This is a genomic window from Streptacidiphilus jeojiensis (assembly GCF_042510965.1).
Classification (GTDB): domain Bacteria; phylum Actinomycetota; class Actinomycetes; order Streptomycetales; family Streptomycetaceae; genus Streptacidiphilus; species Streptacidiphilus jeojiensis.
In genome coordinates, this window is record NZ_JBEUKS010000018.1 from 73,150 (window position 1) to 98,206 (window position 25,057).

Genomic DNA, 25,057 nt, shown 5'->3' on the forward strand with positions numbered 1-25,057 from the left:
CCCGTTCCCCGGGACGGGTGCGGGGCGCCCACGGCTCACATATACGTCAACGCCCCTGGAGGGACTTGACGTTGTCGCCGAAGGTCCAGCCCAGCGAGCCGTCCCAGTTGAGCGACCAGGTCATCAGCCCCTTCAGAGCGCCGCCGAAGGCGTTCCACGACTGGCTGACCAGACTCGGCGTCATATAGCCGCCACCCGCGCCGGGTTGGGCCGGCAGGCCGGGAACCTGCTTGTCGTACGGCACCTTGACGGTGGTGCCCTGGACCACCAGGCCGTTGTTCAGGCAGGTGGTCTGTGCGGTGAAGCCCTGGACCGTACCGGCCTGGTACGAGTCGCCGGAGCAGCCGTACATGCTGCCGTTGTAGTACTGCATGTTCAGCCACCACAGGCGGCCGTTGTCGGCGTACTTCTTCACGATCGGCAGGTAGGCGCCCCAGATCGACCCGTAGGTGATGCTTCCGCCGGTGACGTACGCGGTCTCGGGGGCCATCGTCAGCCCGAAGCCCGCGGGCATCTGGGCCAGTACGCCGTCGATGATGCGCTCCAGGTTGGCCTGGGACGTGGAGAGGGTGTTGATGTTGCCGCTGCCGGTCAGGCCGGTCTCGATGTCGATGTCGATCCCGTCGAAGTTGTACGCCTTGAGGATCGGGACGACGGTCGCCACGAACCGGTCGGCGACGGCGCTGGAGCTGAGGTCGATGCCGGCCGCGGCACCGCCGATGGACATCAGGATCGTCTCCCCGGCCGCCTTGGCCTGGCACATCTCGGCGGGGGTGGCGACCTTGACGTTGGTGTCCATGCCGTCCTGCCACTCGACGGTGCCGTCGGAGAGGATCACCGGGAAGGCGGCGTTGATGACGTTGTAGCCGTGCGCGGCGATCCGGCTGTCGGTGATGGGGATCCAGCCCAGGCCGGGGTGGACTCCGTTGAGGGCGCCGTCCCAGTTCTCCCAGTAGCCCTGCAGCACCTTGCCCGACGGCCTGGGCTTGGTGGCGCAGGTCGAGCCCGGCGGGGTGGTGGTCGGCGGCGCGGTGGTCGGGGGCGCTGTGGTCGGTGGAGCAGTGGTCGGCGGCGCCGTCGTGGGCGGGGCCGTGGTCGGCGGGGCCGTGGTGGGCGGAGCGGTGGTGGGCGGCGCCGTGGTCGGCGGCGGGGTGCTGCCGCCGGGGCCGGTGAGCGACACGTCGTCGGCGTAGTAGGCGGGCTGCGCGTACCAGCCGTGCAGGTAGACGGTCACCGAGGTGGTGCTCGCCCCGGTGGTGAAGGCGACGCTGAGCTGGCTGTACGACGCGCTGCTCGGCGTCCAGGTGGACGGGTCACTGGCGGCGCCGGTGCCGGTGGCACCCAGGTAGACGTAGCTGCCCTGGACGTAGGCGCTCAGCGTGTACTGGGAGTTGGGCTGCACGCTGACGGTCTGCGTGCACTGGGCGTCGTCCTGGCCGGTCGGTGTGGCCTTGAGCGCGGAAGCGCCGGAGTGGACCGGACTGCTGACCGCCGCCGCACCGGAGCCGCTGGAGCAGGTCCAGCCGGACAGTCCGCTCTCGAAGCCGGGGTTGGCCACCAGGTTGGTGGTGGCGGCCCCGGCCGAGCCGGAGCCCAGGGCGACGATGCCGGTACCGATGACCACGGCGGCGCTCACCGCGGCGAGGGTGCGCGTCAGGACGGTTGGCCGGTGCTGAGCGCGCCCGGCCCGGTCGCCTCCGAGGCGGCCGGGATCCGGACAGGGGTGACCATCGCCCGAAAGGCGTGGGGTACGCGACCTCCGACGGAACATGCTGTGCTCCCTTCCCGCCGGGCGCCATGGACATGACTGGCACGTGGGGGTGCTGCGCCCGGCAATGGGTGAGGTGGGGACATGTGGGGCTGCCGGACGGAGCGTAGAAGGGGCGGGGAAGCCCGTCAATAGGTCTGGACCAATGGCAGGGAGCGGGTCTCCCTGACCGGGGTGACGCCTGCTCAGCTGCCGCTGCGGTAGCTGCCGTTGCGGAACTCCTCGACCAGCGACGGACGCGACGGGGACCAGCCCAGCTCGGTGCGGGCCCTGGTGGCGACGGAGGCCTGGTCGAGCAGCAGGACTTCGGCGAAGTAGTCGCCCAGGCGCGCCCGCGCCTCCTCGTCGGAGCCGGGGACCGCCCCCGCGGCGCCGACGGCGACGGCGGCCGCCTCGGTCAGTTCGGCCACCGTCTGGGTGCGGCCGTCGGCGATCACGTAGTAGCCGCGCGCCGAGTCGTCCTCCAGAACCCGCCGGAAGACCTCCGCCAGGTCGGCCACGTGCACGGTGGACCAGCGCTGCCGCCCGGTGCCGACCATGACCAGCCTGCCGGCCTCGTCCCGCGGCGAGCCCAGCAGCAGCCCGGGGATCCCTCCGCCGCCGTCACCGTAGGCGACGCTGGAGACGATGACGGCGGTGCGCACGTCCTTCGCCTCGAGCGCCCGTCGCTCGATCGGCTCCTTCCAGGCCACCAGCGCGGGCGCGTCGAAGGCGGACTCCTCGCTGATCGAGGGGTTGTCGCCGTACACCCACAGACCGCTGATCTGCAGGTAGGGCTTGCCGGTCCCGGCGTAGGCGTCGATCACCGCGTCGACCACGGCGGAGTCCAGGCCGGCACTGGTGGCATCGCCGGGGCTGGCAGTGTGGACGGCGCCGTCCGCCTCGCCGAGCAGACGCGCCAGCGCCTGCCGGTCGTAGAGGTCGACCACGGCCGGGGTGGCGCCGCGCGCGGCGACCGCGTCCGCCTGGGCGGCGTCGCGGACGAGTGCGGTCACCCGGTGGCCGTGGTCGAGCAGTTCGGCAAGGACGTGTGATCCGACGAACCCGGTTGCTCCAGTGAGTGCGATGTTCATGGCCCGCTGGCCTCCTGTCTGGTAACGAGGTTCCAACTTGTGCCTTCGACATCGACCCTAGGCCTGCTTCACTTGAACCGTCAAGTCAAACTCCCAGGCATCATCGCCCCGCGCCCCACGTCTACCCACAGCACCAGGGCTTCCATTTACTTGAATATTCATGTGACCATGTTTTAGTCTCGACCCCTGCATTGGAAGGACTGGTACTCCCGGACCATGACCACCCTCAAAGACCCGCCCCAGGCGGCCGACGACCACGCCGACCTGTGGCTCACCCCCGGTGAGCTGGCCTCCTGGCTCTCTGTGGTCCGACTGATCACCCGGCTGCCCTGGGCGATCGACGCCCAGTTGCAGCGCGACGCCGACCTGAGCATGACCGAGTACATGGCCATGGCGATGCTCGCCGAGGCGCCGGACCGGACCCTGCGGATGAGCCGGCTGGCCGAGATGACCAGCGTGTCCCTGTCGCGCCTGTCCCACCTGGTCAAACGTCTGGAGTCGCGCGGCTACGCACGCCGCGATCCGGACCCGGTCGACGGGCGCTTCACCAACGCCGGCCTGCTGCCGGCCGGGATGCGCAAGCTGGAGGAGGCGGCGCCGGGCCATGTGGCGCTGGTGCGCCACCTGATGGTCGACAACCTGTCCGCCGAGCGGTTGCGCCGGCTCGGCCAGGACGCCGAGCGGATCGTGCAACGGATCGACTCACCGGCGCGCTGAGCCCCAGGAGGGACCCGGCGCGCACGGCGAGTCGGTCGTCGGTCGCCCTGGGACCGCGTCAGACCTTGGTCAGGCGGTGCTTGCCGTCGCCGAGCCGGTCGTCGAGGCGCTCGCCCTCGATGTCGGGGTCGGGAACGTAGCGGGAGAACCAACGCGGGTGGTACCAGGCCTTGGCGCCCAGCACGGCCATCACGGCGGGGACCAGGGTCAGCCGGACCACGAAGGCGTCCACCAGGACTCCGACGGCGAAGCTGAAACCGATCTCCTTGATGGTCGGTTCCGGCGAGAAGATGAACGAGACGAAGATCGACGCCATGATCAGTGCGGCCGCGCTGACGACCCGGGCGGACTGTCCGGTGCCCAGCACCACCGCCCTGCGGGCGTCACCGGTCCTGGTGAACTGCTCCTTGATGCGGGAGACGACGAAGACCTCGTAGTCGCTGGACAGCCCGAACATGATCGCCAGCAGGATGACCGGCAGGAAGCTCAAGGTCTGGGTGGGTTCGATGCCCAGCAGGCTCTTGCCCCACCCCCACTGGAAGACGGCGACCTGGGCGCCGAACGCGGCGCCGGCCGACAGCAGGAAGCCGATGACGGACTTGATCGGCACGATGACGGTCCGGAACGCGAAGGTGAGCAGCACCAGCGCCAGGGCCACCACGGTGAGCAGGAAGACCGGCAGGGCGTCGGCGAGTTTGCCGGAGACGTCGATGTTGGTGGCGGTGACCCCGCCGACCAGGAGGTGGGCGCCGGTGCCGGACTCCAGGGCGGTGCGCTGGTCCCGGATGTGGTGGACCAGGTCGGTGGTGGCGGGGTCGTTGGGGCCGGTGGTCGGGATCACGTTGATCAGCGCGATGCCGTTGGTGGCGACGGCGACCGAGGACGAGGCGACGCCGGGGACCTCGCTGATCGCGTCGCTGATCCGCTGGGCCTGGCCGGCGGTGGTCACGTCGTCGGCCACGACGGTCAACGCACCGTTGTAGCCCGGGCCGAAGTGAGCGGTGGTCAGGTCGTAGGCGCGGCGGGAGGTGTCGCTGGTGGACAGGGCGTTGCTGCCGGGGACGCCGAGGTCCATGCTCGCCACCGGGACGGTCAGGACGCCCAGCGCGATGACGCCGACGACCAGCACCGGGATGCGGCGGCGTACCACCCAGCGGGCCCAGCGGGTGCCGGTCAGCTTCTCGGGCTCGGTGGCGGCGGTGCGGCTCGCGGGTTCGGCGCGTCGCAGCAGTGGCAGTCGGCTGAAGCGGGCCCCGCGCCTGCCGAGGACCCCGAAGGCGGCCGGGACCAGGGTCAGCGCCACCAGCAGGGCCAGGGCGACGGTGGCTGCGGCGGCCAGGCCCATCGTGGTCAGGAAGGGGATCCCGACCACCGAGAGGCCGCACAGGGCGATGACGACGCTGAGGGCGGCGAAGACCACGGAGCTTCCGGCGGTGCCGGCCGCGCGACCGGCTGCGTCCTCGGGTTCGTGGCCCTCCAGCAGGTAGGTGCGGTAGCGGGCCAGGATGAACACGGCGTAGTCGATGCCGCAGGACAGGCCGAGCATGGTGGCGACCGAGGTCGCCGAGGAGGCGATGTCGGTGACCGAGGCCAGCGCGGTGATGCCCATCATCGTGGTGATCAGGCCGAAGAAGGCGGTGATGATCGGCAGGCCGGCCGCGACCAGCGAGCCGAAGGTCAGGCACAGGATGACCAGCGCGACGGCGATGCCTATGGCCTCGGAGTCGGCGCCGGCTGCGGCCTTGGGGTAGACCGCGCCGCCGAACTCCACCTGGACCCCGGCGTCGCGGGCGGCCGAGACGGCCGGCTCCAGCTGGTCCACCGTGCTGGTCCTGACCTCTGCGGACTGCACGTCGTAGGTGACGCTGCCCAGCGCGACCCGCTTGTCCGGCGAGACCGCCTTGGCCTGGAAGGGGTTGGTGGCGCTGGTGACCTGGCTGACCCCGCCCAGTGCCGTGACGGCCCGGTCGATGGCGGCCCGGTTGGCGGGGCTGGTGATGTCCCCGTCCTTGACGGCGAACACCACCTGGGTGGAGGCCCCGGAGGCGGCGGGCAGCCGGTCCTTCAGCAGGGTCAGCGCCTGCTGCGCCTCGGTGCCGGGGATGGTCAGGGCGTCGTTGGTCTTGCCGCCGCTCGCGCCGGCGATCACGACCGCGGCGACGACCACCGCCACCCAGGCGGCCAGCGTCTTCCAGCGGTTGCGGAAGCACCATCGGGCGAGACGGTACAGGTACGTGGACAAGGCAGGAGCTCCTCGTTCGTCCGGGAAGGGGGCGCAGCGGTCGCGTCCCCCACCACCGCCTTATTTGCCACCATAGGCAAAAGTATCTCAGGTGGCAAATATGCCGTTCCTGCTAGAGTGCTGCCATGGCTGAAGCGGCGACATCCCTGCGTGAACGGTCCAAGGCCAAGCGCCGGACGGCCATCCAGCACGCCGCGATCCGACTCTTCACCGAGCGCGGCTACGAGGGCGCCACCATCGCCGACATCGCCGAGGCGGCCGAGGTCGCGCCACGCACCGTGCGGATGTACTTCCCCAACAAGATCGACATCGCCACGTCGGCCGCCGACGACATCACCGTGCGGCTGGCCGCGACCTTCACGGACCACCCGGAGCTGTCGTTCAGCGAGGTCATCGACCACTGGATGCTCGGCGAGGCCGAGACCACGGATCCGGAGCTGGCACGGCTGGTGGCCGCCATGTACGACGCCAATCCGGCGCTGCAGGCCGTCTCCACCACCCATATGACCGACGTCGGACGCCTCAGCGGACCCGCCCTGGTGGCGGAGCTCGGCCTCGCCCCCGGGGACCCGCTCACCGCCGTCGCCAACGCCGCCGTGAGCGCCGCCGTCGGCGACTACGTGATGATCGCCCTCAAGAACGGCGTACCGCAGGAGGCACACCGGCAGTTCATGCGCTACCTGCGCGCCATCATCGGCGCCGCCCGCGACTGCTGACCGGCCACCGCCTCACAACCTCACCGCCTCACAACCTCACCGCCTCGCACCGCTCCCCGACCAGGACTTGTCGGTCCGTCAGGGGCGACAGGGACGCACGGGAGCAGGGCGGCGGAGGGGTTCCGGTCCGTCGCACTCCTTGACATGTACTGAGGCGTGCCTTAAACCGTGAGAGAGCGCTCTCCCGCTCAGGCTCGTCAACCGCGCCCGGTTCCACCGGCTGGGCCCGTCCACACCCGTGCCCACCGGTCGAACCGGCCTGCCGTCGACCAACTACCCAACCCAGTACCACAGTTGTAGCACCACCCTGCCTCGGCGAGCCCCTGGGCGTCCCGGTCCCACCCATGACCGATTCGATCCACAGAGGAAGGTACGGACAAGGCATGAGGCTTCTCCCCCACCCGTTGCCGCCGTTGCGCGGCAGAAGGCGAGCGCCCCGCCGCAGGCCCGCGTTCCGCGCGCTGCTGACCGTGGTGGCCCTGCTGGCCCTGTCGCTCGCCGGTGCGCACACCGCGGCCTACGCCGCCACCAGCGCCCCCTTCGGCGGCACCGCGGCCGCCGTGCCGGGCACGGTCCAGGCGGCCAACTACGACACCGGCGGCCAGGGGGTCGCCTACAACGTCAGCTCCACCAACGGCAGCGCCAACAGCTACCGCACCGACGGCGTCGACCTGGAGGCCACCGCCGACACCCTGGACACCACCCCGGCCGGCGGCGCCGACGACATGGGCTGGACCACGGCCGGACAGTGGTTCAAGTACACCGTCAACGTGGCCACCGCCGGGACGTACAGCGTCGCCTTCCGGGTCTCCTCGCCGTACGGGATCACCGACGCGCTGCACGTCGCCAACGCCGCCGGCACCAACCTCAGCGGCGCCGTCGCGGTCCCCAACACCGGCGGCTACGAGACCTGGACCACGGTCACCGCCAGCGTCAGCCTGACGGCGGGTCAGCAGACCCTCACCGTCGACCAGGACTCCAACGGCTGGAACTTCCACTACCTGGCCTTCACCCTCGCCTCCAGCGGCGGTGGCGGCACCGGCGGCGACCAGCCGTTCGGCGGGACGCCCGCACCTGTGCCGGGCACCGTGCAGGCGGCCAACTACGACACCGGCGGCCAGGGGGTCGGCTACAGCGTCAGCGTCGCCAACGGCACCGCCAACAGCTACCGCACCGACGGCGTCGACCTCGAAGCCAGCGCGGACACCCAGGACACCAGCGCCGCCGGGGGCGGCTACAACCTCGGCTGGACCACGTCCGGACAGTGGTTCAAGTACACCGTCCAGGTGGCCACCGCCGGGATCTACACGGTGAGCCTGCGGGTGGCCGCGCCCAGCGCCAACGCCGACGCGCTGCACATCGCCAACGCCGCCGGCACCAACCTCACCGGCGCCGTCGCCGTGCCCAGCACCGGCGGCTACCAGACCTGGGCCACCGTCACCGCCAGCGTCAGCCTGACGGCGGGTCAGCAGACCCTCACCGTGGTCCAGGACTCCAGCGGCTGGAACCTGCACTACCTGGCCTTCACCCAGGGGTCGAGCGGCGGGGGCGGCGGCACCGGTCCGACCGAGTACTGCGGCACCCAGGACCTCGCGCTGGACCAGCCGACCACGGCCTCCTCCACGCAGGACGCCACCGACTACCCGGCGCCCGACGCCACCGACGGCGACCCCGGCACCCGCTGGTCCAGTGCGGCCAGCGACCCGCAGTGGCTGGAGGTCGACCTCGGGGCCCCGCAGCAGATCTGCAGCGTGAACCTGCTCTGGGAGGACGCGTACGCCTCGGCCTTCCAGGTCCAGGTGTCCAACGACAACTCCACCTGGACCCCGGTCTACTCCACCACCACCGGCACCGGCGGCAACCAGTCGATAGCCGTCTCGGCCACCGACCGCTACCTCCGGGTGTACGGCACGGCGCGGGCGACCCAGTTCGGCTACTCCATCTTCGAGCTCGACGTCTACGGCCTGACCACGGTGGCCCCGGTCACCGGCGGCAATGGCAACGGCGGCAACGGGACCTGCTCCTGGGTCGGCTCCACCGCGCCGGTCGCCCAGCGGGTCCAGCAAGTGCTCAACACCATGGACCAGTCCGAGGAGCTCAGCCTGGTCGCCGGCGACGGCACCTCGTCCTACATCGGCCACATCCCCGGCATCCCCAACCTCTGCATCGCACCCACCAACATGCAGGACGGACCCAACGGGGTCGGTGACGGGACCGGCGGCGTGACGGCCTTCCCGGACGGCGAGAACGCCGCCGCGACCTGGGACCCGACGCTGATCCAGCAGGAGGGTTCGGCGATCGGCAACGAGTTCGCCGGCAAGGGCGTGAACGTCTCGCTCGGCCCGACCACCAACCTGGTGCGCGACCCGCGCTGGGGCCGGACCTACGAGACCTACGGCGAGGACCCGTACCTGGCCGGCCGGATCACCTCGGCCGAGGTCCAGGGTCTGCAGAGCCAGGGCGTGATGGCCATGGTCAAGCACACCGCGGCCTACGACCAGGAGCAGTACCCCAACGGCAACAGCAATGAGACGGTCAGTCAGAAAGCCCTGGAGGAGCTCTACCTGGCACCGTTCGAGTCCTCCATCGAGAAGTCCGCGCCGGCCGCGATGATGTGCTCCTACGCCGTCGTCAACGGCGCCGCCTCCTGCCAGAACGCCGACATCCAGCAGAAGGGGCTGGACGGGGAGGCCAACTTCGGCGGCTACATCACCTCGGACTGGGGCGCCGACTACTCCAGCGTCCCGTCGACCGAGGCCGGCATGGACGTGGCGATGCCGTTCTCCGACGCCGCAGCGCTCTCCGCGGCGCTCACCGCGGGCACGTTGAGCCAGGCGACGCTCAACGCCAACGTCGCCCGGATCCTCACCCAGATGTTCGCCTTCGGGATGTTCGACAACCCCCAGACCGGCTCGCTCTCCGCCACCGTCACCTCGGCGGCGCACCAGCAGACCGCGCTGCAGCTCAGTGAGGAGGGCAGCGTCCTGCTGAAGAACAACGGCCTGCTGCCGCTCAACCCGAACGGCAGCGAGTCGATCGCGGTGATCGGCACCGACGGCGGCGCCGGAGTGGAGCTCGCCGGCGGCGGCAGCGGTACGGTCACCAGTTCCAACACCATCTGGCCGATCACCGGCATCCAGAACGCGGTCGGACCGAACGTCAAGGTCACCTACACCCAGGGCAACGACAACGGCACCACCGACATCCCGCAGGCCGTCGCCGCGGCCCAGGCCGCGACCGACGCGATCATCTACGTCAACGCCCCGGAGGGCGAGGAGAGCGACCTGACCACGCTCGACCTCTCCAGCACCGACGAGACGATGATCGCGGACGTGGCGGCGGCGAACCCGCACACCATCGTGGTGGTCAACAGCGGTTCGCCGGTGGTCATGCCCTGGCTCAACTCGGTCGCCGGGGTGTTCGAGAACTGGTACGGCGGACAGGAGACCGGCGCCGCGATGGCCGCGCTGATCTTCGGCACCGCCAACCCGTCGGGCAAGCTGCCGGTCACCTTCCCCGGCAGCGTCAGCCAGGTCCCGGCGCAGACCACCGCGCAGTGGCCGGGCACCTCGGCCGGCGTCAGCTTCAGCGAGGGCGTCGACATCGGCTACCGCTGGTACCAGTCCCAGAACATCACCCCCGCCTTCCCGTTCGGGTTCGGGCTGTCCTACACCACCTTCTCCTTCGCCAACCTCAACGTCGGCGCCTTCAACGCCAACGGCACGGCGACCGCCACCGCGACCGTCACCAACACCGGGTCGGTGGCCGGCACGGACGTGGCCCAGCTGTACGTCGGCGACCCCGCCGCCAGCCAGGACCCGCCGGAGCAGCTCAGCGGCTTCCAGCGAGTCACCCTCAACCCCGGCCAGAGCACCACCGTCACCTTCCCGCTGACCGTCCACGACCTGGCCTCCTGGTCGGCGGCGAACAACCGCTGGGAGGCCCAGGCGGGCACGTACTCGATCAAGGTCGGGGACGCGTCCAACAACCTGCCGCTGACCGGCTCGACCACGCTGGCCCAGACCCTGACCGGCCAGGTCGCGGCCGGCGCCTCGGCCTCGGGGGTCTCCCTGGCCAACACCGCGGTCAGCGCCAACGTCACCCCGAACTCGGGCGTGGCGGGCGCGGAGACGGTCGGGGTGGTCAACCCGTTCGGCTACAGCAGCCCTAAGGGTGCGGCGGTCTCCTTCCCCGTCCAGGCCGTGGACTCCAACGCGTCGGCGGCCCTCACCTTCACCGCGACCGGGCTGCCGCCCGGCATCACCATCGCGTCCAACGGCACCGTCTCCGGCTCCAGCAGCACGCTGGGGACCTACACGGTGACCGTGACCGCGACCGACCAGGCCCAGGTCTCCGGCTCGGCCACCTTCGTGTGGTCGGTGGTCCAGTGACCTGAGCGGTCGTGACGCCCGGTCATGGGTGGGGGTTCCGTGACCGGGCGTCAGGCACCGGTTTCAGCCGGTGAACCAGGGGTTGCCGCCGCCCAGGGACCATACCGAGACCTTGGTGACGCCCAGTGAGGTCAGTACCGCCAGCTTGGCGTTGAGCGCGGTGCTGTCCACGTAGTCGTACAGGGTGCCGCCGGAGACCCAGCGGATCTCGCCGGAGGACGGGTCGCGGCGCGCGGCGATGGTCGAGGCGTTGCTGGAGAAGCCCGGGCTCTTCTTCATGGCGCTGAACTGGATGTTGCCGGTGACGTTGTTGAGGTCGCACGGGTCGGGCGCGCTGATGCCGTACGAGGGCAGGCCGATGACCAGCCGGGACGGGTCCGGGACCTTGCTCTGGGCGTACTGGGTGACCTGCTTGAGCCAGGCGTACGGGGTGATCGGCAGGCAGCGGGAGCCGTCCGGGGTGTCGAACTCCTCGTCGTAGGCCATGATCTCCAGTTCGTCGACGCCCTCGGCGCTGACCGCGGCGTAGTCGTAGAAGGAGGCGTCCTCGGTCATGGCCGGGGCGTCGACCAGCAGCTTCTTGCCGTTGGCGTGCAGCGCGGTGGCGAGCTGGCCGAGGAAGGTCTTGTAGTTGCCGAAGTCGGCGGTGCTCCAGGACCAGTAGTCCTCCAGGTCGACGTCGACGCCGCTGAGGCCGGCGCTGGAGACCAGCGAGCTGAGCTGGGAGACGGCGGCGCTGCGGTTGGCGCTGCTGCTGACCAGGGCGTGGACGTCGGCCGTGGTCATCCCCGAGATGGTGGGGTACTGGTAGGCGGAGTGCGCCTTGAGGTCGGCGACGTTCGCGGCGCTGTAGCCGTTGCAGCTGCCGCTGGTGGCGCTCTCCAGGGTGACCTTGCCCTTGCCGGTGACCGACCAGTACTCGGGCTTGAGCGCCCCGTTCTTCACCCGGTTGTCGGCGTACTCGGAGGCGGCGGTGCACTCGCTGTCGCCGGTCGAGCCGCCGTAGAGCCAGGTCTCCAGCTCGACGCCGGAGGTGGCGGACTTCTGCTGGAGGGCGGCGCCGGCCTGGGCCTTGAGACCGGTTCCGGTGCCGGTCCCGGCGTTGGCGACGGTGAAGCCGGCGCTGACGGCGGCCACCGCGCAGACTGCCGTGGCGGACATGACAAGAGTGCGACGAAGCATGATCCGTTCCCTTCGTGGGGCGTGCGGGATCACCGCGCCGACCCGGCGGGGCCGGCGCGGTGGGATTCAGTGGGGGTGCTGCTGACTACTCCTTGTCGGTCCAGTACGGGTCCACCACGAGGGTGTCCGCACCGGGCACCGTCGTGGCCGCCGACCAGGAACCGCCGAGCACGCGGCCGTTGTCGGGCCGTGCGGCCAGGGAGAGCTGGGTGGAGATCCGGTAGCGGTCGCCCCGGTAGACGGAGTGGGTGAACTCCACCACCCGGCCGTCCGCGTCCCTGGTCTCCCGCTCGAAGAGCAGCGCCGGGGCGTGCAGCGGGACGCCCAGCATCTCCGCCTCGGTCTCGTCGACCACCGTGGGTTCGATGATCTGCGAGGCGTCGCTGAGCAGGATGCCGAACCGGCGCCCGAGGAGCTGGTAGAAGGAGTGCTCCTCCAGGTCGAGCGCGGTCAGCCCGGGGACCAGGGACTGCGGGACGTAGAGCGTCTCCACCGACATGGGGACGGCGTCCACGCTCCGCAGCCGGATGATCCGCAGAATCGGCTCGCCCGGGGACACCCGCAGCCGCCGACCGATCCTGGGCCCGGCCGTGGTGCTGCGGAAGTCCACCGTGCGACTGGTCCAGTCGCCGTCCACGCCGCCGACCCCGAGGGCCTGGCCGGCGGTCTGGGCGAGGTGCTGGGCGACCTTGGCCTTGGCGACGAACACACCGCGGCCGTGCTCGCGGACCAGCAGCCCGTCCCGCACCAGGTCGTCGACGACCGAGCGCAGGGTCGGACGGGACACCGCCAACTCCTCGCAGAGCTGCCGTTCGCCCGGGATCATCGCGCCGACCCGGGTCGTCTCGACGAGGTCGAGCAGGTGTTCACGGATGCGTTCCCGCTTCTGCCCACGGCTCTCATTGCTGACCATTCGCTTACCAGTCCTCCGGACATCACCCTTGACGATGACCAAAATGATGGCTCAGGATGTGCCAACTGGTCAATAAGTGGTCAGTATTTACCTCGGAGGTCCCCGTGCCCGGATCCCAGCACAGACGAGGATTCCACACCGCCCGCGCCCGACGGCGCAGTTGTGCCGTGGCGCTGGCGGCGGCCACCGCCCTGGTCGCCTCCGCCTGCAGCACCGGCGGCGGCACCTCCGGTCCCGACACCGGCGCCGGCGACACCTCGCCGGTCACCATCACCTTCTGGCACGGCTTCAGCTCCCCGCACGAGATCGCGTCGGTCGGCGCGGTGCTGGCGCTGTTCCACAAGAAGTACCCGTACATCACCGTCAAGGCGGTGCCCGCGGAGACCGACGACAAGGTCAACCAGGCGATCCGCGGCGGCACCGCACCGGACGTGGACGCCTCCTTCAACGCGGCCAACGTCGGCGGCTGGTGCTCGTCCGGCGCCTTCCTGGACCTCACCGCCGACATCCAGGCCGACCACGTGGACCTGGGGCAGATCCCGAAGGCGGTCCAGTCCTACACCGCCTTCGGCGGCAAGCGCTGCACCATGCCCTGGCTGGCCGACACCTTCGGCCTGTACTACAACAAGAAGCTGTTCGCGGCGGCCGGCATAACCGCCCCGCCGAAGACCATGTCCGAGCTGGCGGCGGACGCCAGGAAGCTCACCGTCCTCAATCCGGACGGCTCCATCAAGGTCGCCGGGTTCATGCCCTACCTGGGCGCCTACGAGATGCTCACCGAGCACCTGGTCACCAGCTGGGGCGGCAGCTGGCTGAAGGCCGACGGCAGCTCGAACGTCGGCACCGACCCGGCCTTCGCCGCGGCCATGACCTGGCAGAAGGGCCTGGTCGACTGGTTCGGCGCGGCCAAGCTGGCGAAGTTCAAGGCCGGCATGCCGGACGAGTTCTCGGCCCAGAACTCCTTCGAGACCGGCAACCTCGCCATGATGGTGGACGGCGAGTGGCGCACCGCCTTCATCAAGAACGACAAGTCGACCGTCGACTACGGCACCGCCCCGATGCCGGTGGCCGACACCATGCCCCAGCTCTACGGGTCCGGCTACGTCGGCGGCAACGTCATCGGCATCCCGCGCGGCTCCAAGCACCCCGACGCCGCCTGGAAGCTGGTCAAGTTCCTCACCACCGACACCGAAGCGGTGACCACGCTGGCCGACGCCATCGGCAACGTCCCCACCACCCTCCCGGCGCTGGACTCGCCCTCGCTGACGCTGGCCCAGGACCCGAAGTTCGCCACCTTCCTGGACGTCTTCAAGAACCCGCACACCTCCACCACCCCGGCCAGCGCCGACGGCGGGGCCTACCTCACCAACTACGGCCTGTTCGCCAACAAGTGGCAGTCCGGCCAGATCCCGGACCTGCAGGCCGGACTGAAGGCCGTGGACCGGCAGAACGACGCCGCGCTGAAACTCGGACAGTGAGACGGCGGCCCCCGTGAGCACCCTCACCGCGACCGGCACCCGCAGCGCGGGCGCCCCGGACGCCGCGCCCGCCCCCGCCCTGCGTGCCAGGCACCGGCGCAACCGGCTCCGCGTCCTGCTCTTCCTCGCCCCCGGACTGGTCGGCTTCGCCGTCTTCCTGGTCTACCCCCTGGTCATGACGGTCTGGCTGTCCTTCACCAACTCCAACATGATCTCCCCGGCCCAGTTCGTCGGCCTGCGCAACTACCGCTTCATGCTCGACTCCGACCCGCAGATCTGGCAGGCCGTCAGGAACACCGGCTGGCTGGTCGTCATCATGGTCCCGGCACAGGTCCTGTTCGCCCTGGGCGTGGCCATGGTCACCGCGCGGCTCAAGGCCGGAGCCGGCGTCTTCCGCACCCTGTTCTACCTGCCGGCGCTGGCCCCGCCGGTGGCCGCCACGGTCGCCTTCGTCTGCATGTTCAACCCGTCCTCCGGGCCGGTGAACCAACTGCTGGGGCTGGTCGGCATCCACGGGCCGCTCTGGTTCGACTCGCCGTCATGGTCCAAGCCGGCGCTGACGCTGCTCGCGCTCTGGGGCAGCGGCACGGTGATGGTCATCTTCCTGGCGGCCCTGCTGGACGTCCCGGCCGAGCAGTACGAGGCGGCCGAACTGGACGGGGCCAACCCCTGGCAGCGGTTCCGCTACGTCACCCTGCCGGCCATCTCCCCGGTGGTGCTGTTCGCCACCGTCACCGGCGTCATCGCCGGACTCCAGTACTTCACCCAGGCGATGGTCGCCGCGCAGGTCGCCAACGGCAACATCCAGGCGGCGCCCGGCTACCCCGACGGCTCCACGATGACCTTCCCCGAGGAGCTCTACACCTCCGGCTTCAACCAGTTCCACGCCGGCTACGCCTGCGCCCTGGCCGTGGTGCTGTTCCTGGTCTCGATGGCCTTCACCCTGGTGCTGCTGCGCCGGGCGTCCGGATTCAACCCCCAGGAGACCCAGGAGACGCCGCTATGACCAGCTACGCACCGGCCTCCGCCCGGGCGGCGCGCAGCGCCTCGCCGCACCGGGCCGCCCGCAGCCGGGCCCGCCGCCGCAGGGCCCTGGTCTGGGTCGCCGACCACGCCGTCGCGGTCGGCCTGGCCTGCGCCTTCGTCGGCCCGATCGTGTTCGTCATGCTGACCTCGGTGATGACCGACCAGCAGTCGCTCAGCTCCGACCTGTGGCCCCGGCACTGGCAGTGGTCCAACTACACCACGGTGTTCCGCACCGCCCCGTTCGGCACCTGGCTGCTCAACACGGTGGTCTACGCGGTCGCCGCCACCGGGGCGATGCTGCTCTCCAGCATCCCGATCGCCTACGCGCTGGCCCGCTTCCGGTTCCGCGGCCGCAACGCCGCCTTCCTGGCCGTCATCACCATGATGATGCTGCCGCCGCAGGTCCTGGTCATCCCGATGTACCTGATGTGGGCCCGGCTGCACCTGACCGGCACCATCTGGCCGCTGGTGATCCCCTCGCTCTTCGGCGACGCCTTCTCGGTCTTCCTGCTGCGGCAGTTCCTGCTGACCATCCCCGAGGACTACCTGAACGCGGCCCGGGTCGACGGGTGCAGCGAACTGCGGGTGCTCACCCGGGTGGTACTGCCGATGATGCGCCCCGCCGTGGTCGCGGTCGGGCTGTTCGCCTTCTTCAACGCCTGGAACGACTACTACGGGCCGCTGATCTACACCGGCGAGACGCCGGCCCACTGGACCCTGGCGCTGGGCCTGGCGAGCTTCAAGACCTCGCACGCGGTCCAGTGGAACCTGACCATGGCCGCCACCCTGATCGCGATGGCACCCGTGATCATCGTCTTCTTCTTCGCCCAGAAAGCCTTCATCGAGGGCGTCACCCTGACAGGAGTCAAAGGTTGAAGATCACCGTTATCGGCGGCGGATCCACCTACACACCCGAACTCGTGGACGGATTCGCCCGGTTGGGCTTCCCGGTGGAGGAGATCGCGCTGGTCGACCCGGACCCCGACCGGCTCGCGGTGATCGCCCCGCTGGCCCGCCGCATCCTGGCCCGGCAGGGCCACCCCGCCCTGGTCAGCGCCGGCGCGGACCCGGACGCGGGCATCGACGGCGCCGCCGCCGTGCTGTTCCAGCTGCGGATCGGCGGCCAGGACGCCCGGCACGTCGACGAGACGCTGCCGCACGCCTGCGGCTGCATCGGCCAGGAGACCACCGGGGCCGGCGGACTGGCCAAGGCGCTGCGCACCGTCCCGGTCGTGCTGGACCTCGCCGAGCGGGTCGCCGCGCGGGCGCCTCAGGCCTGGATCATCGACTTCGCCAACCCGGTCGGCATCGTCACCCGGGCCCTGCTGGACGCCGGGCACCGGGCCGTGGGGCTGTGCAACGTCGCCATCGGCTTCCAGCGCACCTTCGCCGACTGGCTCGGTGTCGACCACGACCGGATCACCCTGGACCACGTCGGCCTCAATCACCTGACCTGGGAGCGCGCCGTCCTGCTGGACGGCGTGGACGTGCTGCCGCGACTGCTCGACGAACACGGCCCGGCCCTCGCCGCGCGGCTGCACATGCCCCTGGACGTGGTCCGCAGACTGGGCGTGATCCCCTCCTACTACCTGCGCTACTACTACGCCCACGACGAGGTCCTGGCCGAGCAACTGGTCACGCCCTCGCGCGCGGAGGAGGTCGCCGCGATGGAGCGCGACCTGCTGAAGCTCTACGCCGACCCCGCGCTGGACGAGAAGCCGGCCCTGCTGGACCAGCGCGGCGGCGCCTACTACTCCGAGGCGGCCGTGCAGCTGGTGCACGCACTCACCGCGGACACCGGGGAGGTGCGGGTCGCCAATGTCCGCAACAACGGCACGCTGCCGTTCCTGTCCGACGACGCGGTCATCGAGGTCCCGGCCAAGGTCGGCGTGCACGGTGCCGCGGCGCTGCCGGTGGCCCCGGTGGAGCCGCTGTTCGCCGGGCTGATCGCGCATGTGACGGCCTATGAGGAACTGGCGCTGGAGGCGGCCCTGCACGGTGGCGTCGAACGCGTCTCCAACGCCCTGCTGGCCCACCCCCTGATCGGCCAGATCGACACCGCCGAGCAGCTCGCCCGCAAGCTCGTCGCCGCCAACCGGCAGCACCTGCGGTGGGCCTGATGGAGCATCAGCATCCCAACGGCCTGCTGCTGGCGGTGGACGGCGGCAACAGCAAGACCGACGTCGCCGTGGTCGACACCTCCGGCCGGGTCCTCGGCAGTGCCAGGGGGCTGGGGTTCCGGCCGCAGGTACACGGCGTCGAGGCGGCGATGGCGGTGCTGGCGGGGGTCCGCTCCAAGGCCCTGGCCGACGCCGGACTGGAGGACCGGGTCGTCGCCGACGGCATCGCGGCCTTCCTGGCCGGGGCGGACCTGCCGCACGAGGTCGAGGCGCTGCACCGGGCCGTCGCCGCCCGCGGCTGGGCGGTCGACCAGGTGGTCGACAACGACACCTTCGCCGTACTGCGCGCCGGAGCCGGCCGGCCCTGGGGGGTCGCCGTGGTCTGCGGCACCGGGATCAACTGCGTCGGCGTCGCCCCGGACGGGCGCAGAACCGGGTTCCCGGCGCTGGGACCGATCTCCGGCGACTGGGGCGGCGGCGCGGACCTGGGCGCCGCCGCGCTCTGGCACGCCGTCAGGGACGAGGACGGACGCGGCCCACACACCCTGCTGCGCACCGCGGTCACCGGCCACTTCGGCACCACCACGGTCGCCGAGGTCACCGCTGACCTGCACAGCGGCGCGCTCCCGGAGATCCGGCTGAGCGAACTCTGCCCCGCCGTGTTCGCCGCCTGCGACCAGGACGACCCGACCGCCCGGGCCCTGGTGGAACGCCTCGCCGACGAGATCGCCGGCATGGCCGTCACGGTGCTGCGGCGCCTCGGCCTGGACCGCGGCCCGGACCACCACCCGGAGGTGGTCCTCGGCGGCAGCGTGCTGGCCGCACGGCACCGCCTGCTGCTCGGCCGGATCGAGCGGCGACTCGCCGCAGCGGTGCCCGGCGCCCGGCCCCTGGTCAGCACCGCCGCACCGCTGCTGGGCTCCGCCCTGGCCGCGCAGGACCTGGTGGCAGGGCCGGAGCGAGCCGAGGCCGAAGGTCGGCTGCGCGCGTCCTTCGGCCCGGCGGGACCGGGCGGAGGAGGGCCCCCGGCGGCGGATTGAACTCCGGTGCCGCCGCGGCCGAGACTGGGGCATGGGCCCGCGCCGGATCTCCCTCATCGCGATCGCGCTGCTGCTCTGTTCCGGCTGCGCGGCGCAGCCCCGCTCCACCGCTCCGTCCCCCACCGCGACAGCGACGGCGACGGCGACCGGGGTCGATCCGGTCGAGGAGTGCGCGGGTTCGGTCGGCTACTGGGTGCGCTACCTGCTCACGCCCGGCAGCGACATGGGTCTGGACTACCAGGAGATGGGCCTCTCCAGCGGCGAGAACAACATCGTCCAGTCCCTGATCCCGGCGGCCCGCAGCACCGCGCAACGCCAGGGGCTGCCCGCCGCCCAGGCCTATGCGCTGGCGCAGGCCCGCCCGCGCTGCCGCTCCTACCTGGTCGCCCTGGCGGCCTCTCCCGGCTCCGCCCCCGGCTGGCCGAAGTAGCCGGGCCGGGAGGCCGTTCGTGGTGCGGGGAGCCGGGCGGTGCGGCAGGGTGGACGGGCAGACGCCGCAGCAGTTCCCGTCCAGAACGGAGTGCGCCATGACCGACCACACCTACCGGGTCACCGAGATCGTCGGGACCTCCTCCGAGAGCGTCGACGCCGCCGTGCGCAACGCGGTCGGCCGGGCCTCGCAGACCCTGCGCGGCCTGGACTGGTTCGAGGTGACCCAGGTGCGCGGCAGCATCGTCGACGGAGCCGTCAGCCAGTTCCAGGTCGGTCTCAAGGTCGGCTTCCGGCTGGAGGACCCGGACGGCTCCGAGTCCTGACCGCGGACGGATCGAGCAGATCGAGGGGAGCGGACGGTATCCATGGCGACCTGGGACGATGTGCGGCGGATCGCGCTGGCGCTGCCGGGGACGAGCGAGGTGGTCTCGCAGGGGAACGCCCAGTGGCGGGTCAAGGACCGGAACTTCGTCTGGGACCGTCCGCTGCGGCGGACGGACGTCGAGGCGCTGGGCGAAAGGGCGCCGCAGGGCCCGATCGTCGCCGCGCGGGTGCCGGACCTCGGCGTCCGGCAGGCGCTGATCAGCGGGGATCCGAAGGTCTACTTCACCATCCCGCACTTCGACGGCTTCCCGGCGGTCCTGGTGCTGCTGGACCGGATCGGGGCGGCCGAGCTGCGCGAGCTGATCGTCGAGGCCTGGCTGGACCGGGCGCCGAAGCGGCTGGCCGCGGAGTACCGCGACCAGCCGCCGGAGTGACGCCGGGTTGACGCCGCAGTGACGCCGGGTCAGACGGACTTCTGGTAGGAGCGGAAGGTCCGCAGCGACAGCCAGACCGCGAAGGCCGCCAGCAGCAGCGTCCAGCCGCCGTGGCTGAGCACCGACCACCAGTGCGGGTGCGCCGACATCGCGGCACGGCCGGTCTCCAGGGCCCAGTTGACCGGGTTGAACCTGGCCACCACCTGCATCCAGTGCGGCATCAGCGCCGGGGGCATGAAGGCCGAGGAGAGGAAGGTCAGCGGCAGCAGCAGGAAGGTGTTGATGCCGATGATCGACTCACGCTGGCGCACCAGCATGCCCAGGGCGTTGGAGAAGGCGCCGAAGATCGTGCCCAGCGCCGAGGAGACCAGGACCAGGATCAGCAGGCCGAGCACCCCGCCGGGGTAGTCGGCGCCGCCGATCCAGCCGAGCAGGATGATGATCAGCGACTGGATCGCGGTGGTGACCGACTGCGCCACCACATTGGCGTTCATCAGCGCGCTGCGGTGGACCGGGGTGATCAGGAAGCGGTTCAGGGTGCCCCGCTCGATCTCCTCCAGGGTGCCCATCCCGGCCCACATGTTGGCCGAGACCGCGCTCATCACGATCACCCCGGGGACCAGGTAGTCGAGGTAGCTGCCGCTGCCGAAGCCGGGCAGTTCGACCACCTTGCGGAACAGCGCCCCGAACAGGAACAGCCAGATCACCGGCTGGATCAGGGTGATGACCAGGTAGGCGGGCTGCCGGGCGAAGGCCATGAACTGGCGCTGCGTCATGTACCAGGTCTGCGCGGCTCCTTCGACCAGCCGGGAGCCGCCGGTCGCGGCGCGGGCGCCGGCCGGGGCCGGGGCGGGCAGGGTGGTGCTGCTCATCGCGAGCCTCCTTCGGCGTCGGCGAAGCTGCGTCCGGCGTAGCGGAGGTAGACGTCGTCCAGGGACGGGCGCGCCACGGTGACCGCGGCCACCGGACTGCCCGCCTGGTCGAGCGCGGCCAGCACCGCGGGCACGGCCGCGGCGCCGTCGTCGGCACGGGCGCTGACCCGCCGTCCGTCCACGGTGATCTCGCGGATGCCGGGCACCCGGCCGAGCGCCTCGTAGACGGCGAGTGCGTCGTCGGCCGGGGCCGCCACCAGTTCGGCGTGGACGGCGTCGCCGTGGAGTTCGCCCTTGAGGTCGTCGGGGGTGCCCTCGGTGACGATCCGGCCGCGGTCCACGATGGCCAGCCGGGCCGCCAGCCGGTCGGCCTCCTCCAGGTAGTGGGTGGTGAGCAGGATGGTCAGGCCGTCGTCCCCGGCCAGGCGGCCGATCTCCTCCCACATGGCGGTGCGCGCCTCGGGGTCGAGCCCGGTGGTGGGCTCGTCCAGGAACAGCACCTCGGGGCGGTGGACCAAGCCCAGGGCCACGTCCAGGCGCCGCTGCATACCGCCGGAGTAGGTCTTGACCTGGCGTTTTGCGGCGTCGGTCAGGTCGAAACGGTCCAGCAGCTCGTCGGCGCGGCGGCCCAGCTCGGCACCGCGCATCCCGTAGAGGCGACCCTGCAGCAGCAGGTTCTCCCGGCCGGTGGCGACCGGGTCGGCCCCGGAGCGCTGGGCGACCACGCCGATGGCCCGGCGCACCAGCGCGGGGTCGGCGGCGACGTCCCGGCCGGCCACTCTGGCGCTGCCGCTGTCGGCGGCCGCGAGGGTGGTGAGGATCTTGACGGTGGTGGACTTGCCGGCGCCGTTCGGGCCGAGCAGGCCGAAGACGATGCCGGGCTCGACGCCGATGCTGAGTCCGTCCAGGGCCCGGACCGGTTCGGAGCCGCCCTTCACCTGGTAGGTCTTGACGAGGTCGACGGCCTCGATGGCGAGCGGTCGCGCCGCTGCCGGACCGGCGCCGGGGTGCGGGACGGTTGCCGCCGTCCGCACCGCGCCGCCGTTGGGGCTGGTCATGGTGGTGGTCCCTTCGGTCGTTTGATCGTTCGGGTACCGATCCACGACGGGGACGCGGGCTACGATGGGGAATGTGTGTTCCTCGTAGCGTCCGAGTCCTGTTCGCAGGCCGGTACCGAGGTTCCCGGCCCCGTCCGGTGTTGCCGCACCGGTCGGGGCCCTTCTGTGCCTGTTGCTGTCTGTTGCTGCCTGTTGCTGGTGTCACTCCCGGGTGTGCTCGGCCTCCAGCTCCAGCCACTCCTGCGGGGCCTCGCCGGTGGCGTGGTACTGGCGCCAGCCGTCCATCCCCTCCAGCGAGCCGTCGGCCATCTCCTTGAGCAGCTGCCTGGTCCACTCGTTCTCGGCGACCCGCATGGCCAGGCTGTACTCGGACTCGACCAGGAAGATCCTGGGCACGCCCGAGGCCCGCACCGCCGCCAACTCCTCGCGCTGGTCCGCGATCCTGGCGTCCTGCTCGGCCACCCGCCGCTGCAACAGCTCCATCGCCTGGTCCGGCGCGAAGACGCCGATCAGCGACAGCGCCGACTCGAAGCGCGGGTACTCCTTGACCGGGTCGGTGACCAGTTCGGCCAGCCAGTCCAGCAGCTCGGCGCTGCCGGCCTCGGTGATCCGGTACAGGGTGCGCTCGGGCCTGCGGCCGTCGCGCTCGGTGCCGGACGCCTCGATGAAGCCGTGCCGTTCCAGGCTCTGCACCACGGTGTAGAGCGAGCCGTAGTTGATCTTGATGCTGTGCTCCTTGCCGCGGGAGCGCAGCACCTGCGCGATCTCGTACGGATGGCGCGGCTGCTCGCGGACGGTCGCCAGGACGGCCAGGGCCAGCGGGTTGGTCATCTTCCGCTTCGCCATGGCGTTCTCCCGACCGTCCGCCGCCAGCCCTGCTCGTTCACGACTACTCGTGACCGAGTATACGTAGCGAGGTATTGCTTTCGTCAACACGTTATATCGCGATAGCGGACAGCACAAGGCCCGCCCCGGAGATCCTCCGGAGCGGGCCTCGACACCACGGTCGGCTCAGGTCGCGCCGAGTGCCTCCAGCAGCGCCGCGGAGGAGGCGATCGCTCCGAAGACCCCGCCCTGCATGGTCACCATCCGCAGCGCGGCCTCGTGGTTGGCCGGGTCGGTCGCGCCGGTGCAGTCGGTCAGCAGCAGGCACTCGTAGCCGCGGTCGTTGGCGTCGCGCATGGTGGTGTGCACGCAGACGTCGGTGGTGATGCCGGTGAGGATCAGATGGGTGATCCCCCGGGTGCGCAGCAGCAGGTCCAGGTCGGTGGCGTAGAAGGAGCCCTTGCCGGGCTTGTCGACGATCAGCTCCCCCGGCAGCGGCGCGGCCTCGGGCACGATCTCCCACCCCGGCTCGCCGCGCACCAGGATCCTGCCGCAGGGGCCGCTGTCGCCGATCCCGGCGCCGATCCGGCGGGACCGCCACAGCTTGTTCGGCGGGCAGTCGGCGAGGTCGGCCCGGTGGCCCTCGCGGGTGTGCACGACGGTGAAGCCCTCGGCCCGGGCCGCCGCCAGCACCTTGGCGGTGGGGGCGAGCGGGGCGCGGGTGAGCGACAGGTCGTAGCCCATGGCGTCGACGTAGCCGCCGGGGCCGCAGAAGTCGGTCTGCCAGTCGATGCACAGCAGCGCGGTGGTGGCGGGGCGCAGCACCCCGTCGTACGGCCACGGGTAGGGCTCGGCGGCGACCGTGCCGAAGCTGCGCGTACTGGTGCCACTGGTGGTGGTGCTCGTGGTGGTGGTGCTGGTGCTGGTCATCCGGGGTGCACCTCTCGGGTAGGTCCTGCCGGCTTCAGTCGAGCCTCGCCATCCGGGCGATGGCCCGCAGCGCCCGTTCCTCGGCGACCTCCTTGGACTTGGCCAGGTGCGCCCGGAAGACCCGCTCCGCGGTGGAGGGGTCGTCGGCCGCGACCGCACGCAGGATGTCCAGGTGCTCGCTGATGGTCTGTTCGATCCGGTCGTCGCTCAGGAAGTCATGGATCCGGATCACCCGGATCCGGGCGTTGACCGAGCGCAGCAGGTCCACCATGACCTCGTTGCCGGCCGCGGCGGCCAGCCGGACGTGGAAGTCCTCGTCGACGGCGACGAAGCCGGCGTCCGCCGGTGGCTGCTCGCCGCGCAGGTTCTCCCAGTGCTCGCGCAGCTCGCCGAGCGCGGCCCGGTCGTGCCGGCGGCCGGCTTCGGTGGGGGCCCAGATCGCGCCGATCTCCAGGGCCCGGCGGGCCTCGTAGAGGCAGGTGATGTCCTCGGGGTCGGGGATCGCCGGGCGGTAGCCGCCGTCCTGGTGCCGGCTGACCAGTCCCTCGCCGTGCAGCCGGATCAGCGCGTGCCGCACCGGGGTGCGGGAGACCCCGACCATGGCGGCCAGGCGCTCCTCGCCGAGTCTGCGGGTGAGCGGGAAGCCGCCGGCGAGCAGCCGGTCGCGCAACTGCCGGTAGGCGGCTTCGCTGGGCGTCTCGGGTTCGCTGACGGCAAGGTCCATTCGGCCATCCTCCGGAGTTGCTGTGTCGCGTTCGTTCCCCCGCTGTTACGGGGGCATCGCCGGGCCCCCTCGCACCCGCGGCCCGCTCTAGGCTGACCGGCATGCCGTCCCGACGCATCCTCCTCGTCCATGGTGCCGCCACCACCGCCGGGGTCTGGTCCACTGTCAGGAAACTGCTGGAGAACGGCAGTCCGGCCTTCGAGGTGCAGGCCCCGACCCGGGCCTGCAGCGGGGATCTGCGGACCGAGGTGGACGCCCTCGCCGACGCCGCCGCCGGCGCGGTGGTGGTGGGTGTCAGCGGGGGCGCGACCCTGGGCCTGGCCCTGCTGGCCGCCGGGGTGCCGGTGGCGGGGGCGCTGCTGCACGAGCCCGCGGTGGGCTCGCTGGTCCCCGGCCTGCTGGCCCGGGTCGCCGAGGAGTACGCGGCGCACGGGGTGGCCGGGTTCGGCTCGGCGCTGTACGGGCCGGCCTGGGACGTGTCGATGGCGCCGGCCGATCCGGACTCGGTCCGCCGCGACTTCGCCATGTTCCGGGCCTTCGAACCACCCGCCGCTCCGCTGCGGTTGTCCGCCCTGGTGACCACCACGGTCGGCGAGCTGTCCCCGCCGCCGCGCCACCGGGCCGCCCAGGCGCTGCGGTCCGCGGCCGGGATCCCGTTCCGGGTGCTGCCCGGCTGCGGCCATGCGGTGCACCTGGAACGGCCCGACGAACTGGCCGCCGCGGTCCGGGAACTGACGGGGTGACGGCCGGCGGCGGACCGCCGGCCGTCACCCCCTCCCCCTGGCCGCACCC

The 25,057-nt window shown here is 71.4% G+C and carries 22 protein-coding genes; 12 read left to right on the forward strand and 10 right to left on the reverse strand.

The window, feature by feature from the left end; translation table 11 throughout:
* Positions 1-46 precede the first annotated feature (46 nt).
* Both ABUW04_RS35660 and ABUW04_RS35665 read right to left on the reverse strand, forming a co-directional pair.
* Positions 47-1,771, reverse strand: coding sequence for a carbohydrate binding domain-containing protein (locus tag ABUW04_RS35660; RefSeq protein WP_449341765.1), 1,725 nt, complete (start codon positions 1,769-1,771; stop codon positions 47-49).
* A gap of 182 nt (positions 1,772-1,953) precedes the next feature.
* Complete coding sequence (locus tag ABUW04_RS35665) at positions 1,954-2,841, reverse strand: NAD-dependent epimerase/dehydratase family protein (RefSeq protein ID WP_380568547.1); 888 nt, start codon at positions 2,839-2,841, stop codon at positions 1,954-1,956.
* A gap of 216 nt (positions 2,842-3,057) precedes the next feature.
* On the opposite strand from ABUW04_RS35665, the gene ABUW04_RS35670 reads away from it, so the two are divergent.
* Positions 3,058-3,558 carry a MarR family winged helix-turn-helix transcriptional regulator gene (locus tag ABUW04_RS35670; protein WP_380568548.1) on the forward strand — a complete coding sequence of 167 codons (501 nt, stop codon included), beginning with the start codon at positions 3,058-3,060 and terminating at the stop codon, positions 3,556-3,558.
* A gap of 58 nt (positions 3,559-3,616) precedes the next feature.
* On the opposite strand, the gene ABUW04_RS35675 is transcribed toward ABUW04_RS35670, so the two are convergent.
* Positions 3,617-5,800 (reverse strand): MMPL family transporter, encoded by a 2,184-nt coding sequence (locus tag ABUW04_RS35675; protein WP_380568549.1) that lies wholly within the window; start codon positions 5,798-5,800, stop codon positions 3,617-3,619.
* Between the two features lie 125 nt (positions 5,801-5,925).
* Between ABUW04_RS35675 and ABUW04_RS35680 the strand changes: the two genes are divergently transcribed.
* Positions 5,926-6,516 (forward strand): TetR/AcrR family transcriptional regulator, encoded by a 591-nt coding sequence (locus tag ABUW04_RS35680; protein WP_380568550.1) that lies wholly within the window; start codon positions 5,926-5,928, stop codon positions 6,514-6,516.
* 383 nt (positions 6,517-6,899) lie between these two features.
* Positions 6,900-10,907: a glycoside hydrolase family 3 C-terminal domain-containing protein gene (locus ABUW04_RS35685; RefSeq protein WP_380568551.1), complete on the forward strand. Its 4,008-nt coding sequence runs from the start codon at positions 6,900-6,902 to the stop codon at positions 10,905-10,907.
* A gap of 63 nt (positions 10,908-10,970) precedes the next feature.
* Here ABUW04_RS35685 and ABUW04_RS35690 read toward each other — a convergent pair whose 3' ends face one another.
* Both ABUW04_RS35690 and ABUW04_RS35695 read right to left on the reverse strand, forming a co-directional pair.
* Positions 10,971-12,068, reverse strand: coding sequence for a glycosyl hydrolase family 18 protein (locus tag ABUW04_RS35690; protein WP_380568552.1), 1,098 nt, complete (start codon positions 12,066-12,068; stop codon positions 10,971-10,973).
* 106 nt (positions 12,069-12,174) lie between these two features.
* Positions 12,175-13,002, reverse strand: a complete 828-nt coding sequence (locus tag ABUW04_RS35695) for a GntR family transcriptional regulator (RefSeq protein ID WP_030260975.1) — start codon at positions 13,000-13,002, stop codon at positions 12,175-12,177.
* A 104-nt stretch (positions 13,003-13,106) separates the two neighbouring features.
* Here ABUW04_RS35695 and ABUW04_RS35700 point away from each other — a divergent pair, with 104 nt between their 5' ends.
* From ABUW04_RS35700 to ABUW04_RS35735, 8 genes are all read left to right on the forward strand, one after another.
* Complete coding sequence (locus tag ABUW04_RS35700; protein WP_380568553.1) at positions 13,107-14,480, forward strand: ABC transporter substrate-binding protein; 1,374 nt, start codon at positions 13,107-13,109, stop codon at positions 14,478-14,480.
* A gap of 13 nt (positions 14,481-14,493) precedes the next feature.
* On the forward strand, positions 14,494-15,486 hold the full coding sequence (locus ABUW04_RS35705; RefSeq protein WP_380568555.1) for a carbohydrate ABC transporter permease: 993 nt from the start codon (positions 14,494-14,496) through the stop codon (positions 15,484-15,486).
* Positions 15,483-16,382, forward strand: coding sequence for a carbohydrate ABC transporter permease (locus ABUW04_RS35710; protein ID WP_380568557.1), 900 nt, complete (start codon positions 15,483-15,485; stop codon positions 16,380-16,382). Before ABUW04_RS35705 ends, ABUW04_RS35710 begins: the two co-directional genes overlap by 4 nt.
* Positions 16,379-17,626, forward strand: a complete 1,248-nt coding sequence (locus tag ABUW04_RS35715) for a 6-phospho-beta-glucosidase (RefSeq protein WP_380568558.1) — start codon at positions 16,379-16,381, stop codon at positions 17,624-17,626. Before ABUW04_RS35710 ends, ABUW04_RS35715 begins: the two co-directional genes overlap by 4 nt.
* A complete protein-coding gene (locus ABUW04_RS35720; protein WP_380568559.1) occupies positions 17,626-18,666 on the forward strand; it encodes an N-acetylglucosamine kinase in 1,041 nt (346 codons plus the stop codon). Before ABUW04_RS35715 ends, ABUW04_RS35720 begins: the two co-directional genes overlap by 1 nt.
* A gap of 31 nt (positions 18,667-18,697) precedes the next feature.
* Positions 18,698-19,096, forward strand: a complete 399-nt coding sequence (locus ABUW04_RS35725) for a hypothetical protein (protein WP_380568560.1) — start codon at positions 18,698-18,700, stop codon at positions 19,094-19,096.
* 97 nt (positions 19,097-19,193) lie between these two features.
* The gene (locus ABUW04_RS35730) at positions 19,194-19,421 is read left to right on the forward strand and encodes a dodecin (RefSeq protein ID WP_380568561.1); all 228 of its coding nucleotides are present in this window, start codon (positions 19,194-19,196) and stop codon (positions 19,419-19,421) included.
* A 42-nt stretch (positions 19,422-19,463) separates the two neighbouring features.
* Positions 19,464-19,856 (forward strand): MmcQ/YjbR family DNA-binding protein, encoded by a 393-nt coding sequence (locus ABUW04_RS35735; protein ID WP_380568562.1) that lies wholly within the window; start codon positions 19,464-19,466, stop codon positions 19,854-19,856.
* A 29-nt stretch (positions 19,857-19,885) separates the two neighbouring features.
* Here ABUW04_RS35735 and ABUW04_RS35740 read toward each other — a convergent pair whose 3' ends face one another.
* The 5 genes from ABUW04_RS35740 to ABUW04_RS35760 all read right to left on the reverse strand — a co-directional run bounded on the left by ABUW04_RS35740 (position 19,886) and on the right by ABUW04_RS35760 (position 24,265).
* On the reverse strand, positions 19,886-20,632 hold the full coding sequence (locus ABUW04_RS35740) for an ABC transporter permease (protein ID WP_030260952.1): 747 nt from the start codon (positions 20,630-20,632) through the stop codon (positions 19,886-19,888).
* Positions 20,633-20,724: 92 nt separating this feature from the next.
* Complete coding sequence (locus ABUW04_RS35745) at positions 20,725-21,786, reverse strand: ATP-binding cassette domain-containing protein (RefSeq protein ID WP_380568563.1); 1,062 nt, start codon at positions 21,784-21,786, stop codon at positions 20,725-20,727.
* A 201-nt stretch (positions 21,787-21,987) separates the two neighbouring features.
* Entirely contained in the window at positions 21,988-22,632 is a 645-nt protein-coding gene (locus tag ABUW04_RS35750) for a PadR family transcriptional regulator (protein ID WP_380568564.1), read from the reverse strand.
* Positions 22,633-22,797: 165 nt separating this feature from the next.
* On the reverse strand, positions 22,798-23,541 hold the full coding sequence (gene biuH, locus ABUW04_RS35755) for a biuret amidohydrolase (protein WP_380568565.1): 744 nt from the start codon (positions 23,539-23,541) through the stop codon (positions 22,798-22,800).
* Positions 23,542-23,575: 34 nt separating this feature from the next.
* Positions 23,576-24,265 carry a GntR family transcriptional regulator gene (locus ABUW04_RS35760; protein ID WP_380568566.1) on the reverse strand — a complete coding sequence of 230 codons (690 nt, stop codon included), beginning with the start codon at positions 24,263-24,265 and terminating at the stop codon, positions 23,576-23,578.
* Positions 24,266-24,366: 101 nt separating this feature from the next.
* Here ABUW04_RS35760 and ABUW04_RS35765 point away from each other — a divergent pair, with 101 nt between their 5' ends.
* Complete coding sequence (locus tag ABUW04_RS35765) at positions 24,367-25,008, forward strand: alpha/beta fold hydrolase (protein WP_380568567.1); 642 nt, start codon at positions 24,367-24,369, stop codon at positions 25,006-25,008.
* Positions 25,009-25,057: the final 49 nt, after the last annotated feature.